The organism is Spirochaeta dissipatitropha (assembly GCF_054657935.1).
This window is the reverse complement of sequence record NZ_BAAHXT010000012.1, coordinates 94,258-108,976: the sequence shown is the minus strand read 5'-3', so window position 1 is coordinate 108,976 and position 14,719 is coordinate 94,258. Positions and strand designations below refer to the sequence as shown.

Sequence of the window (14,719 nt, the reverse complement as noted above, 5' to 3'; positions counted from 1 at the left end):
GCCAGTGTCGGGGCCAGGAAAGCGTTGCTGCTGAACAGGGATCGGTCTCCGCCCATGAGGGGCAGAATGGCGACCAGTGCACCGAGCCAGAGACTGCCCCCGTCCCCCATAAAAATAACGGCTTTGGGTCGATTGTAGTACAGGAATGCCAGCAGGGCTCCGATCGAGACCATGAGAAACAGGAACTCGGGGTAAATGTCCTGCAGCCCAAAAAAAACGGCCATGCAGCCGAAGGCAATAATTGCTATGCCGCCGGCCAGACCGTCGAGTCCATCCATTAAATTTACTGCATTGCTGATTGCGGCGATCCAGACGAGTGTCAGAATGGGCCCGAGGGCTCCGAGCGAAATGACGCTGTCACTGAAGGGAACTGCAATCCGGCTTATGACCATTCCCCCTGCAATCAGGAGGACCGAGGCACAGAGCTGCCCCGCCAGTTTGATCACTGCGCGGAACTGCATGAAGTCATCCGCAAGGCCTACCAGATGAAACATTACAAGCCCAGCTACGACAAAGCCAAAGCGCGGGCTGAGCTGCAATTTATAGGCAATAGAAATGACGAGACCGACTGCCAGAATGCTGAAGACAAAGCCGACACCACCGAGTCTGGGGACCGGGACGGTGTGTACCGTACGCTCACCGGGTTCATCATACCAGCCCCTGCGCCGGGCGACTGCGATTACTACGGGAGTAATCGCCAGATTCAGAAAAAATGCCGACAGGAATGCCGGCACCACGTGCATCATATTAAATTCTCCAACCATGCTGTGGACTATAGTAGTTTTGTAGATTAATTACCAGTATTCCATAGCTGATTATAGATATTCTACATATTCAATAAACTGATTATAAGTGCCGCGGTAGAGGCAATAGGCGCTACAATCTGACCGGTGCGAATGAGTATGTGGATCGGGTTGTCGCTGCGCACGAAGATGCTGTCCTCGGGCTGCAGGGGATCCGACTTGGAGCGCCTGGTCCCGTCTATGCCGCGGATCTGCACATTGTTGAAGCTATTGCGGTCACGGTCTATGCCACCGGCAAGCATGGCATAGTACTCCCAGTCACGGTCCTCTATGTAGGGGTAGCGTCCAGGGCTGTTGACTGCCCCGCCTATGGTAATAAAGCGCTGCTTGAAGGGAATGACTATTGCGTCTCCCGGCTGCATGATGACATCGTCCAGACCACCTTCCTGGAAGAGAAAGCGACGAAGGTTAACCGGCAGTCGCTCACCGTTACGACGAATGTAGGCATTCTCCAGGTCGGATACATCTGTAATCTGATTCTCGACGCGTCTGATTACCGATGAGAGTCTGGTATTCGGGCGCATCTGTAGCTCTATAGTATTGCTGCTCTCCGGTCTCGTTTCACGTCCATCGGCTCCGACACCAGAGCCTATTGCACCTTCAACAAACACGAAGGGTCGCAGTCGTTCAATGCTGTCAATGTAGACTGAGTCCATGTGTTCAAGGCTGACCGATTCAAGGCTCTCCTGCGAGAGATCAAGGTAGAGTTCGTCACCCCGACCGGTTTCATTGTCCAGGCGTCGGCTGAGCCGGACTTCCTGGGGATTAGCCAAGGGCAGAAGACCACCTCCATACAAATTGACTAATTCATCCAGTCCCTCAGCGGGGAGCAGCTGATAGCTTCCAGGACGCTGCACATTGCCCTGTATGCTGACCTGGCGTTCCAGCGGATGAACAATGACCCGGTCACCGGGCCGGATAAGGGGATCCTGATTCTGCTCTCCGAATCGGCGGGCGAGAAAGAGGTCATAACGGCGGGAAGTGCCGTTGGCAGAGATTATTTCGATGTCGCGGATGCTGGCCTGATCACTCAGGCGGCCAGAGATTAGACTGCTCAAGCGGGTCAGTCCCCAGGATTCCCGGCGGTAGGCTGAATCCACCTCGCCGGTTACCGGAACGGTAAAGATTCCGGTGGAGATAATCTGCACCGCGGGCTGACTTCCGGGGTAGGCCGCGTTTACACGCCGGCGGATTTCACTGCGCAGTTCGCCGTAGAGCATGCCGCGTCCGGAAAAGCTGCCGACCACACCGAGTTCAACGGTAAAATCATTCTGGATTACAATGTCCAGGCTGGCGGTCTGGCTGCCGGGCATGAAGCGCAGACGGTAGAGGTCACCGGGGGTTACCGGGTACTCGGGGTCTGTGGTAGCCAGGGTTACCCGACGCTGCTGTTCGGCACTGAGATTATCATCGGGACTGTCATTGGCAAGCAGTACAAGGGGACCCAGCAGGGAAATTACCAGAAGAATCAGTATGCTTTTGAAGATTGATTTTCGCATATTACCAGCCTCTCTTTTCATTGCTTGCTTTTCTGAACTTGCTGACAACCTCGGGGTCGTTCTTCAGTCCTTGAATGAACTCCAGGAAGAATGCCAGAAAGACGGCCAGGAAGCCGGATGCAAAGGTAGCCACAATGACCATAATAGCCCGGCTGGGGCCGGCCTTGAGCTGGGGCGGCTCGGAGAGTTCGAGTATCTGCATGCGCATGGCTTCTCCATCTGCCGAGAGGCGGGCTATTTCGTACTGCTGGGTCAGAACCTCGAAAATACGGGCCTGAACCCGCAGTTCACGCTCCATACGTCCGAACTGAATGGAGAGTTCGGGTATGTCCTGGGGGTCTATGCCGTCCAGGAGGCTGTCTCCGGGCAGGCTTCTACCCCCGCCGAAGTAACGGCGCTCCATTTCGGCAATGGCCATCTGCAGCTGGTCTCGCTCAATGCGGATGCGTCCGGCAACTGGATCGTCAACCCGCGCGAATTCCCCGTAGGTCTGCAGTTCAATTTCCTTGTTGATTAAACGAGCCCGCATCTCCGCCAATATGCGTATCTGTTCGGTGGCGTAAGCCTCGGGGCTTATAGTGCCATAGCGGCGCTGAAAGGCCTTTATTTCTTCCTCGAAACGAGCAATTTCTCTTTCGACCTCGGCCAGCTTGCCCTCCAGCAGCTCGACCTCCCGCAGGTTGCGATTACTGCCAATGGTAGCAAAACGACGGTCAAGGAGTTCCACCATGCGATTGACAACATCGCTGGCAAACTGCGGGTCTATGTCCTCATAACTTATGCTTATAATGCCGGTGGTAGGCTCGAAATCTATGCTGGTCTTTTCGCGTATGAGCTTACGGGAGTTGTCACGGGAGGAGTCAGTAATATTATGACGTTCGATTATGTTAAAATCCTCGACAATGCGGTCGACTATGGTGTTGCCGCGCAGGAGCTGTCGGGCAAGTTCTCCCTGTCCTCCACCACCGCTAACTCCAGCCAGTCCTGCCAGGTTTCCCATGCCGGACTGGGCAAGGGCAGCCAGAGCAGCGTTCTGGCTGCCGCCGGCATCTCCCATGAGCACCAGGGCCTGGGGTCGGTAGACATTCGGCATGGGACTGCGCTCGGGAGGAAGCATTATGGAGACAACGGCATACAGAACTGCTCCCAGGCCTACCAGAAAGGGTATGCCTATAATGAGTTTCTTGTGTTTCCACATGACTGCAGCCAGGTCGACCAGGCTGATTTCGTCTTCTGCAGTGGCTGTAGTATTCTGTTGGGGATCAGACATAAATAATTCTCCTATGTTCAGGGGGGACAGTATATATGAAAATACGTGTCCGGTAAAAGCGGAACAACCAGATGTTTCTTACGCTACCGTGAGAATTATCTGGATATTTCTCACGGTAGTGATTATAATTACTTGATGTATCCACGGAATCAATTTGAAAGTTTGTACGAGCAGGCTGATGCACGTAGCATTAGTATTCTCATTGGCAGCCGCCAGGTCGGGAAATCAACCCTTATGCAGCTTCTACGTGAGCGTATTTCGCAGCCGTCTGAATGGTATAATCTGGAGAATCCGCTTCATCTGGCGCTATTCGAACAGGGCTACACCAGCTTTATCCGTCAGGTCAAAACCAATCTGCTTTTTATTGATGAATTTCAGTACTGCCGCAATATTTCTTCGGTATTCAAGGCAATATACGATCTTAATCCGGACATCAAGATTTTTGCTTCTGGATCATCTTCGCTTGATATTCAATCCCATCTGAAGGAATCACTGGCTGGACGCAAGCGACAGCATATAATTTACCCGCTCTCGCTGTCTGAATGGCTGGGGGGTACAAGCCCCGAGCTTGCCCGGATATCGTCCATAGACACTACCGATCCCGTTGACCAGGCTGAGGCTTATCGGCAGAAACTGGATATGTTTATCCGCTACGGCGGCTTGCCGGGGATCAGCAGTTCCGACAGCGACCTGGAGAAGCGGGAATATCTGTTCGGGATATACGAAACCTACATTGCGAAGGACATAAAATCATTTCTGAACGAAGAATCAATTCTTTCGTTCAATACCATGATGCGCTGGTTAGCACTGCATAACGGCTCGATGCTGCAGAAGGCAAGCTTGTCCCGTACAAGCGGTGTATCTACCCGGCAGATCGACAAGTATCTGGAGATTCTTGGTGGTACTTTTGTACTGTCGCAGGTATTACCGCTGTATAACAACAAAGGCAAAGAGCTTACCAAGACCAGCAAGTACTACTTATATGATCAGGGTATAATAAACAGCATTATTCAGGATTTCCGTCCGGCACAACTGCGTACAGACATCGGTACTTTGCATGAACAGCTGGTCTACTGGGAGCTGAAAAAGCAGATGGACATCCGCTTCCAACTGAAATACTGGCGTACCAGCGACGGCAAGGAAGTCGATTTTATACTGGAAAAGGACCGGCAGCTTCTGCCGATAGAGGTAAAAACCTCGTGGTCAGCCGGCAAAATACCCAAAGGACTCCGCGCATTCCTCGCTTTATACCCCGAGGTTAGACAGGCCGTAGTTCTGTACAATGGGGCTGAACACAGCGTGATGTACGAAGACTGCACTATCTGGTTTGCACCGCATTATAAAGCCTCGCGTGTACTGGAGCTGCTGCTGTAAGCCACTCAGTGTTATCGAACAGGTCACGACAGATGTTTATCGTACACTAAAAATTTTCAATTCACCAAATAGAAACAGCGTCTACACCAGAAGACTATCGAGCACTTTTGCCCCAGTTCATCGACCCAATCCAAGACTGACCACGGAGCACTGTATCTCAGCGGCTTCGCAAATTAACGCGTTGGGGCGGGGCTCACCGGACGCTTACACATGTATCATGACTTTATGTATTACCGTAATTAATTCGAAAGTTTGAACAAACAGGCTACATAACATTTAGGTTAGTAAATTTGTTAAATATTATAAAAATCTCGGTACCATTCAACAAAATTACTAACCCCTTTTTGTATTGGCGTGCTAGGTTTATACCCCATATCCCGTTCCAAATCAGTTGTATCAGCCCATGTAGCAGGTACATCTCCTGGTTGTAAAGGTAAAAAGTTCATTGTTGCTTTTCTACCAATAGCGTTTTCAATGGCCTGGATAAAATCTATGAGTTTAACTGGGCTCCCATTACCTATGTTGTAGATTTTGTAAGGATCTTTTGCAGAACCGGGATCAGGAGTAGCTCCCGACCAGTTATGATTTCCTTTTGGCGGATTATCAATAACTCTGACGATTCCTTCGACTATATCATCAATGTATGTGAAATCCCGTTTCATTTCACCGAAATTATATACATCTATGGTTTTACCTTCAAGAATAGCTTTAGTAAAAAGGAATAATGCCATATCCGGTCTGCCCCATGGGCCATAGACAGTAAAAAAACGTAAACCAGTAGTTGGAATGCCAAACAAATGACTATATGTATGTGCCATGAGTTCATTACTTTTCTTGCTAGTGGCATATAAGCTAACAGGATGATCTACGCCATGACAAGTTGAAAAAGGCATAGTTTCATTTAAACCATATACTGAAGAGCTAGATGCATAACTTAGGTTATTGACATTGAATTGACGACATGATTCAAGTATATTTAAAAAACCAGTGATATTACTATCTATATAAGCATATGGGTTGACAAGACTATAGCGAACTCCTGCTTGAGCTGCCAAGTTGCAGACAGCATCAAATTTTTCAGTTTGAAACAGAGAGAATAATGATTCCCGATCCTCCAATTTCAATTGCACAAAACTATATTCAGGGTTACTTGTACTTTTTAATAATTGTCCATATTTAATTGATTCAATCGGTATACCAGCACGTTTTAATCGACCATTCTTTACAGTGACATCGTAGTAGTCGTTAATAGAATCCAATCCTACAACCTGGTCTCCCCTATTAAGCAGATAGTGAGCCAAGTGGGAGCCTATGAAACCTGCAGTACCCGTTACAAGAATTTTCATTATATCATAACCTCTTATCGACAAGATTTTTTGGTAAGTACCCCTTTACATCATATACAAACCCATTTTCAGTAAGGAGAGAACATAATTTTAAATCCTGGAACTCTTTATGAGAAACAGCCAAAATTATACCCATATAGGAATTTTCCTGTAAAGTTAAAACTAGATTGAGCCCATATTCGCGTTTCACCTCTTCAGTGTCGGCCCACGGATCATAAACATCTACCGTGCAGCCAAAATCCTCAACTCCACGGATAACATCAATGACTTTAGAGTTCCGAATATCAGGGCAATTTTCTTTGAAGGTAATACCGAGAACGAGAACCTTTGCATTTAGTATGGTATGGCCTTTTTGTATCATGCCTTTTACAGTTTGTTCGGCAACATAAGCTCCCATATTGTCGTTTAACCTGCGGCCAGATAAAATTATCTCTGGATGATAACCAACTTCCTGAGCTTTATGGGTTAAATAATAGGGATCCACACCGATACAATGCCCGCCAACAAGTCCTGGCTGAAAAGGAAGAAAGTTCCATTTTGTGCTTGCAGCGGCAAGTACTTCCCTAGTATCTATACCAATTCTCTCAAATATTAAAGCTAGCTCATTTACAAATGCAATATTAAGATCACGTTGAGTATTCTCAATAACTTTGGCAGCTTCAGCGACTCTGATGGATGAAGCCTTATATGTTCCTGCGGTTATAATTGATTTATATAAATCATCAATCACCTGAGCAATTTCTGGAGTGCTGCCACTAGTCACTTTTCGAATTTTCGTTACGGTATGTTCTTTATCTCCTGGATTGATTCTTTCTGGGCTATAACCACAGTAGAAATCGTTATTGAAAATCAATCCGCTGTGTTGCTCCAAAAGAGGAACACAAACTTCTTCAGTGCATCCAGGATAGACAGTAGATTCATATATAACAATGTCACCTTTTTTTAATAACTTACCTACGGTAGTACTTGCCGATATAAGTGGAGAAAGATCTGGCTTATGGTGTTTATCTATTGGAGTAGGAACTGTAATGATAAACACATTACTAGAAGCTATATCATGAGGATCTGCTGTGTATGATAGCTTATTGGCTAAAGCAAGTTCCTCCTTTGAGGTTTCCTGTGTACGATCCAATCCAGATTTTAATTCGTCAATTCTTTTCAAATTGAGATCAAAACCAGTAACCTTATATTTTTGACCCAAATGAACAGCAAGTGGAAGACCTACATAACCTAGCCCAATAATTGCTATATCATGATTTTGTTTTAACATTTCCTATCACCTCTATATATTTCTTTATAACAAATTCTTCATCATATTCTTCTTCCATCTTTCTCCTGCCCTCCCTACCCATTTTCTCCTTATCTCCATCAGTTAATTTAATAAAGTCAAACATTTTGGCTGCCAAATCCATACTATTTTTAGGGATGCATAAATAACCATTAACCCCATGATCAATGGGTTCACGACAACCAATAGAATCTGCGGCAATTATTGGTTTTCCCATCGCAGCAGCCTCTAACAAAGTTCTAGGAGTACCTTCGCGATAAGATGGTAATACAACACAATCAGCATTAGAGATATACTCGCGAACATCATCTGTCTTACCTAAATATTCAATAGTCCGATCACTTATCCATTCCTGAAATTCTCTTTTACTTACTGCTGTTGGATTATTAAAATCTATATAACCTAAAACTTGGAAGTTTGAGTATTCTATTTTCTCCCTTAAAATCTTGGCCGCATCAATAAATTCATAAATACCTTTATCTTTAATGATCCTTCCTATAAATAAGAAATTAATGTGTACAGGTTCTTCTGCCGTTTTTTTTGTAGTAAATGTAGGGAAGAAATGTTTTAAATTAACACCACTTCCAGGCATCAGATCACATTTATTTGATTTAACAATTCGTTTTTTGATAAACAAATCTTTATCATCATTATTCTGAAAAAATATTTTAACAGCATTTCTTTGAGAAAATTTATATAACTTTAATATTACATTTTTCAAAAAATTGCTGGCTAAAAAACCAGTTCCCAATCCTGATATATTATTTATAAATGGAATACTTAAAAAGCTAGCTGCAATTGATCCGTATATATTTGGCTTTGGATTAAAATGTAGGATTACATCAGGTCTGCACTTGTAATAATTCAAAATATATCTAATGATTGTTTGAATCTCAAATATGGGATTCAAACCTTTATTATTAATATTAATATTAATATAGGTTACTCCACCTTGAATTAATTTTTCGGAATATAGATCATTTGGAGCTATCAAGATTACTGAATGACCACAAGATAAAAAACGTTTAATTAATTCTGAGCGAAAATTATACAAATACCAACTTGAATTTGATGATAATAGTATTTTCATTATTCTCCATTCACATATTTAATTTTATATTTTAGCAAGTTGCTAATATTAGTATGAATTATTAATTGCTATTTTTGTACCATACTTTATTATTAATATAATCAGTGTAAGAAAGTATAATTCTTATTACTTTCTCAGAAACATTTGATTTTTTATAATCAGTTACCATTTCTAAAGTATTTACTTCTTGATCTTCAAGTATTAATAATCCTTGCATAATTCGCTCCTTTTTTAAACCAACCATCATAACAGAAGCTTCTTCCATGGCTTCTGGTCTTTCATGAGCTTCACGAATATTTAATGCTTTGAACTGAAGAATAGATGATTCTTCACTAATTGTCCCACTGTCACTTAAAACCGCTTTTGAACTTTGCTGAAGCTTAATGTAATCACTGAACCCAAGCGGGGCAATTGTCCTCACAAATTCATTGAACTGTATGTTCTTTTCATCAATCATTTTACGAGTACGTGGATGAGTACTAAAAATAATAGGAATTTTATATTCCAAAGCTATTGAATTCAAACTCTCCACAAGATCAAAAAAGTTTTTTTCAGAGCTAATATTCTCTTCCCGATGGGCAGATACAACAAAAAAGTTCTTTTCTTTCAAATTAAGTCTTTCGAGCACATTGGAACTGGCTATATCATGTTTCTTTGTAGCAAGAACTTCAAACATTGGACTTCCAGTTTTAATAATTCTATCAGGTGGCAACCCTTCTTTGAGCAAGTATTCCCGAGCAATGTCGCTATACGTTAAGTTAATATCAGCAATATGATCTACAATTTTTCTGTTTGTCTCCTCGGGAACACGTTGATCGAAACACCTATTTCCAGCTTCCATATGGAAAATAGGGATTCTTCTTCTTTTTGCAGCAATAGCACATAAACAGCTGTTGGTGTCACCTAAGACTAAAAAAGCATCGGGTTTAACCATATCAAGAATTGAATCAATTTTAATAAGTATATTGCCAATTGTTTCAATGGCAGACCCCACTGCAGCATTTAAAAAATAATCAGGTTTTTTGAGATTGAAGTCCTTGAAAAAGACCTCATTCAATTCATAATCATAGTTTTGACCAGTATGTACAAGAATGTGTTCTACAGAATTGCTTTCTTCCAATTTACTGATAACAGAAGACAATCGGATTATTTCTGGACGGGTGCCCACAACAGTCATTACTTTTATTTTAACCATTACTTAAACCTCAAGGAAAAATGTGTCAGGAGAGCTGGGATTAAATACTTCATTTACCCACATAACTGTTACCATGTCTGTATCGCCTAAATTTTCAATATTATGTGTATACCCAACCGGAATATCCACTACTTCCAATTTTTCTCCTGAAACATAGTATTCAATAATATTTTTACAACCAATATTTCTAAATCTTATAACGCCAGTGCCACTAACAACTAAAAATTTCTCATTTTTAGTATGATGCCAATGATTGCCCTTCACTATTCCTGGCTTTGAAATGTTTATAGAAACCTGTCCCCTATCTTTCGTTTTAATGAACTCGGTAAAGGAACCCCTGTGATCAACATTCATGTGCAAAGGATAAGAAAAACTATCTTCAGGTAAGTAGCTTAAATATGTGCTATATATTTTTTTCGTAAATGAATTTTCCATATCTGGAATAGTTTTGTTTATCCTAGAATCATTAAAATCATTCAGCAAATCAACTATTTCACCAATTGTTATTGTGTGAACTACCGGAACTTCATAATACTCCCCAACTTTTTTACCCGAACCTCCCATAACATTGATTAATTCATTCACCAAATCATCAATATATACAAGTTTTAACAAAGTCTTAGAATCATTTATTTGTACAGGTAAGCCTCGGGCAATATTATGACAAAAGGTAGCAACAGCACTATTATAATTTGGGAGACACCATTTTCCAAAAACATTCGGAAATCTATAAACATAGACTGGTGCGCCTGTTTCTTTGCTATAGTCAAACAACAATTGTTCACCAGCTTTTTTGCTTTGACCATATGGATTATCTAGTTCAGCGTGTACAGAAGAAGATAGTAATACAGGACAAGTGTTATTCTTTTTCTTTAAATTATCTAATAAAATTGAGGTAAAACCAAAATTCCCTTTCATAAACTCTTCCTGCTTTTCAGGGCGGTTAACACCAGCAAGATGATAAACAAAATCGGCTTTAGCACAATATTCATCAAGTAACATTATGTCAGTTTCTTTATCAAACTGATATATTGTAGTAAAGTTACGATTTTTTAATTCGGATACTAAATTTTTTCCTATGAAGCCATACGCACCTGTAACCAGAATTCTCATTTACTAACTCCAAAATCTTTTAAATCGTCCTGAATTTCTCTTAGACTCAGAAGCATTTCTCTCAATTTCTGTTCATTGAGACGAGTTGTATTATGAGAGTGATACTCATCAGATTGGGTAATTACTGCCTCACCGTCATCAAAAAACTTAGAATAATTCAAGTCACGAGTATCAGCAGGGATACGGTAATAATTGCCCATATCTGTTGCATGAACCATCTCCTCTTTAGTAAGAAGAGTTTCGTAAAGTTTTTCTCCATGCCTTGTTCCAATGATTTTAATAACATGGTCAGGTTTATTCAGTAGTTTCGTAATGGTTTTTGCCAGCAATTCTATGGTAGCAGCCGGCGCTTTTTGTACAAATACATCGCCATTTGTTCCATTTTCAAAAGCAAAAAGCACCAATTCAACAGCCTGGTCTAAACTCATCATAAAACGTGTCATGTTTGGATCGGTAATAGTTATTGGTTTGTTAGTTCTGATTTGATCAATGAATAATGGGATAACTGATCCCCTTGAAGCCATAACATTGCCATACCTTGTACAACAAATAGTTATTTGAGAATCATCAAGGTTCCGTGATTTTGCTACAGCGACTTTTTCCATCATAGCTTTTGAGATACCCATAGCATTTATTGGATACACTGCTTTATCGGTGCTGAGAACAATTACTTTCTTAACACCAGCATTTATTGAAGCGGTCAAAACATTATCAGTACCAATTACATTAGTTTTCACAGCCTCAAGTGGATAAAATTCACAAGATGGAACTTGTTTTAAAGCAGCTGCTTGAAATACATAATCTACCCCACGAAGAGCTTCAAATATTGAATTATAATCTCTCACATCGCCAATGTAGAACTTAAGCTTCTCATTTCCATAAAACTTTCGCATATCATCCTGTTTTTTTTCATCCCGTGAAAATATGCGTATTTCTTTTATATCAGTATCTAAAAATCTGCGACAAACAGCATTGCCAAATGAGCCAGTTCCACCAGTAATTAGTAATGTTTTTTTTCTAAACATATGAGCTCCTTAATAATTTTTAATTTTATTCAAAAAATTTTCAAATTTACTTATATAATTAGTGTAATGAAACAAATTATTATTAATATAATTTGTATTTATATCGGAACTATTATTCAGTACAGACTCTAATAGGTCGGTCAAGGAATCAATAGTATAATCAGGAGATAAAAGACCATAAGCAGAATCGCTTAAATATTCTTTCAAATCACTAGAATCGCTAGTAATAACCGGTGTAGAGCAAGTAATACTTTCTACAAATTTGGTAGGAAACCCAGCCAAGGTCACTCTTGATCTCTCTCGGAAAAAAATACTATAGTCAGCAAATTTTAACCAAGATATACATTCTTGATGTAAAAGTTGACCAGGAAAAAATACTTTTTCATGAAGATAATTTAATTCATCAATAATTGTCGGGTTTTTATTTAAGAAATGTTCTTTTTCAACTCCAATAATTACCAAATAAAAATTAAATTTATATAATTTAAAAAAAGCATGAATTAATATTTTGATATCATCTTTATTAACTCCAGGATTACCGGCGTAAACAAAAACCAACCCATCATCTTTAATTTGAAATTCTTTATTTAAATCGAGGTTATGCTTCCACTTATTATCATTTAAATCAACAAGTGGCGGAATTCTAATCAAATTATTACATTTAGAGTAATATTTCTCTAAGTATTTACTAATTACAATTAAACCATCAATTTTTTTATGAACTATACGCATTCGATAAAAGCTATCAAAACCTTTTAATAATTTATAAATAATATTTTGATTTTTAGTACTATACCACTCGGTGCAGTCAGCAATCAGCTTAATATTATTTTTTTTACAAAATTTATTCAAAAATGACAGTGCTACTGACGGAAAATTATATGCAATGATAATTTCAATATTTGTGTACTTATTAGTGAAAAAATTCATAAATTTAATAGTGGTTAAATATCTTAACCATTCAAAAAAACTCTTAGGATATGATCTCGTCCAAGTTTCGAAGTTCATAACTCTGTTACTTAATTTAATTTGAGATGATAAAAGCGCTTGTTTATTTACTCCAAATAGAACAACAGAGTACCCAAGATCCTGAAATACTTTTGAATTATTTAGCACGCGATGAGCAGCAGCATTTTTATCTGGTAGTTCAAAACCACCAATATATAGAATTATTTTTTTTTCCACTAACGACTCCTATGATTTCTTATCAATATATAATAGTGAAATTAATAAAAGAAATATTTTTAAACAGAAATGAAAATCAAATATATCAGGTTGCTGATAACTCTGTTGCAATTATCATAAGCATTCATTGTTAATGGTTTGATAATCCAAAGTTGCAACTAATTTCAGATTTATGATATTCGGTAATATAGAAGACATACAGCAATCCAAATAGTCGAGAACCAGGCACAGAGGCAAAATAAAATCCTTTAAAATTAATAATAAAATATGATGTTATAAAAATAAAACCAAACCAATGTGTGCAACCTAATTTTTTAATAATACGCAAGTACTGATAAATAACAAAAAACGTGATTAATAAATAGAAAAAAATTCCTCCATAGTGTATTTGCAGGACTATACCGATGTCTGAAGTTCTATTTGCACCACGATATATTGATTCACCAGTACCAAATAAAAATTCGGACAGGTTATTTGGGATAAAAAACTGATCAAATAATATTTTGATTGTGTGAGTATCTTCGATATTTCCTGTAAATATGGAAATCAATTCTTCAAAAAAAGCACTGACCCAGCTACCCATACTGGACATAATTACTGGTGCCATAAATAAAAAAATAATAAAATATAGAATTATAACTGGGAAAATTTTGACATTTTTTTTATATATATATATTAGAGGAGTATATATAGTAAATAGAATTAAGGGGAAAAAACCTGTTCTTGCATTCAATGCGATTGCAACTACATATGGTATAACAAAAAGTATGTGTTTTAAGTCTTTAATTGAAAAAAATAGAGACAAGCCTGCAAAAATACCCATTACATATGAAAAAGTTGAATTTAAATGTTCAGAAAACCCAAATGCCCTGTAACGTATCGTAAAGTGTTTATAGATATCAAAAACTGGGTCTTTAGTAACTGATAGGTACCAATTATCTAAGACAGGAAATATAAAGAACAAAATACTACTCGCTGCACCTAATAATGTTATGATCTGTAAATATCTGAAGAAATATTTAGTTCTATTAGTATTATTTAGAAAATTTATTATAAATACGGGGAAAACAAAACTTTGAATTCCCCAAGAAATAAAACGATCAGAATATGTAATTTCAGATACACTAGCATCTTTAAACAATGAATATGAAATTATAATAAGTAAAATTAATAACTCTATTTTAAAAGATAGTAAATTATTTATTAATTTAGGATAAATAATTATAGTAAAAACAATTATGATCAATGTTATTAGCAAATATATAAATCTTTCAACTAATAAAGGTTGAAATAAATAAAAGTAGAGAAAAACAATTATTATTAAAGAAATAATTTTATTTTTTTGAGACTTTATACAATTTAAGTTATTCATATGCAATTTATTATTTTTAGAAACTAACGCATTAAAACTGAAGCAATATATACTATATACTTATGTGTACCGAAAAAAGTTTACTTGATTTTATTTTATGACAATTAATGATTAAATATGGATGGTATTAGATATTTTTCAAGTTAGTCTTTAATGATT

12 protein-coding genes are annotated in these 14,719 nt (G+C 39.0%); 1 reads left to right on the top strand and 11 read right to left on the bottom strand.

All coding sequences use genetic code 11. The features are described from left to right. The 3 genes from ACYQ2L_RS13865 to ACYQ2L_RS13855 all read right to left on the bottom strand — a co-directional run. A partial coding sequence (locus ACYQ2L_RS13865) for a glycosyltransferase family 4 protein (RefSeq protein ID WP_460056871.1) occupies positions 1–746 on the bottom strand: 746 nt, incomplete at its 3' end. Between the two features lie 80 nt (positions 747–826). After that, complete coding sequence (locus ACYQ2L_RS13860; protein ID WP_460056868.1) at positions 827–2,302, bottom strand: SLBB domain-containing protein; 1,476 nt, start codon at positions 2,300–2,302, stop codon at positions 827–829. A gap of 1 nt (position 2,303) precedes the next feature. Beyond that, positions 2,304–3,572 (bottom strand): GumC family protein, encoded by a 1,269-nt coding sequence (locus tag ACYQ2L_RS13855; protein ID WP_460056865.1) that lies wholly within the window; start codon positions 3,570–3,572, stop codon positions 2,304–2,306. Positions 3,573–3,707: 135 nt separating this feature from the next. Here ACYQ2L_RS13855 and ACYQ2L_RS13850 point away from each other — a divergent pair, with 135 nt between their 5' ends. Further along, on the top strand, positions 3,708–4,946 hold the full coding sequence (locus ACYQ2L_RS13850) for an ATP-binding protein (RefSeq protein WP_460056862.1): 1,239 nt from the start codon (positions 3,708–3,710) through the stop codon (positions 4,944–4,946). A gap of 293 nt (positions 4,947–5,239) precedes the next feature. On the opposite strand, the gene ACYQ2L_RS13845 is transcribed toward ACYQ2L_RS13850, so the two are convergent. The 8 genes from ACYQ2L_RS13845 to ACYQ2L_RS13810 all read right to left on the bottom strand — a co-directional run bounded on the left by ACYQ2L_RS13845 (position 5,240) and on the right by ACYQ2L_RS13810 (position 14,329). Beyond that, entirely contained in the window at positions 5,240–6,292 is a 1,053-nt protein-coding gene (locus ACYQ2L_RS13845; protein ID WP_460056860.1) for an NAD-dependent epimerase, read from the bottom strand. Between the two features lie 4 nt (positions 6,293–6,296). Further along, positions 6,297–7,562 (bottom strand): Vi polysaccharide biosynthesis UDP-N-acetylglucosamine C-6 dehydrogenase TviB, encoded by a 1,266-nt coding sequence (tviB, locus tag ACYQ2L_RS13840; RefSeq protein ID WP_460056857.1) that lies wholly within the window; start codon positions 7,560–7,562, stop codon positions 6,297–6,299. Then, a complete protein-coding gene (locus tag ACYQ2L_RS13835) occupies positions 7,543–8,670 on the bottom strand; it encodes a glycosyltransferase family 4 protein (protein WP_460056854.1) in 1,128 nt (375 codons plus the stop codon). Before ACYQ2L_RS13835 ends, tviB begins: the two co-directional genes overlap by 20 nt. 61 nt (positions 8,671–8,731) lie before the next feature. Further along, the gene (wecB, locus tag ACYQ2L_RS13830; RefSeq protein WP_460056852.1) at positions 8,732–9,865 is read right to left on the bottom strand and encodes a non-hydrolyzing UDP-N-acetylglucosamine 2-epimerase; all 1,134 of its coding nucleotides are present in this window, start codon (positions 9,863–9,865) and stop codon (positions 8,732–8,734) included. A 3-nt stretch (positions 9,866–9,868) separates the two neighbouring features. Further along, positions 9,869–10,978, bottom strand: a complete 1,110-nt coding sequence (locus tag ACYQ2L_RS13825; protein WP_460056849.1) for a capsular polysaccharide biosynthesis protein CapF — start codon at positions 10,976–10,978, stop codon at positions 9,869–9,871. Next, positions 10,975–12,003 carry a polysaccharide biosynthesis protein gene (locus tag ACYQ2L_RS13820; RefSeq protein WP_460056847.1) on the bottom strand — a complete coding sequence of 343 codons (1,029 nt, stop codon included), beginning with the start codon at positions 12,001–12,003 and terminating at the stop codon, positions 10,975–10,977. The genes ACYQ2L_RS13825 and ACYQ2L_RS13820 overlap by 4 nt, the downstream gene beginning before the upstream one ends. A gap of 9 nt (positions 12,004–12,012) precedes the next feature. After that, positions 12,013–13,188, bottom strand: a complete 1,176-nt coding sequence (locus tag ACYQ2L_RS13815) for a glycosyltransferase (RefSeq protein ID WP_460056844.1) — start codon at positions 13,186–13,188, stop codon at positions 12,013–12,015. 130 nt (positions 13,189–13,318) lie between these two features. Further along, complete coding sequence (locus ACYQ2L_RS13810; RefSeq protein ID WP_460056842.1) at positions 13,319–14,329, bottom strand: hypothetical protein; 1,011 nt, start codon at positions 14,327–14,329, stop codon at positions 13,319–13,321. Positions 14,330–14,719 lie beyond the last annotated feature (390 nt).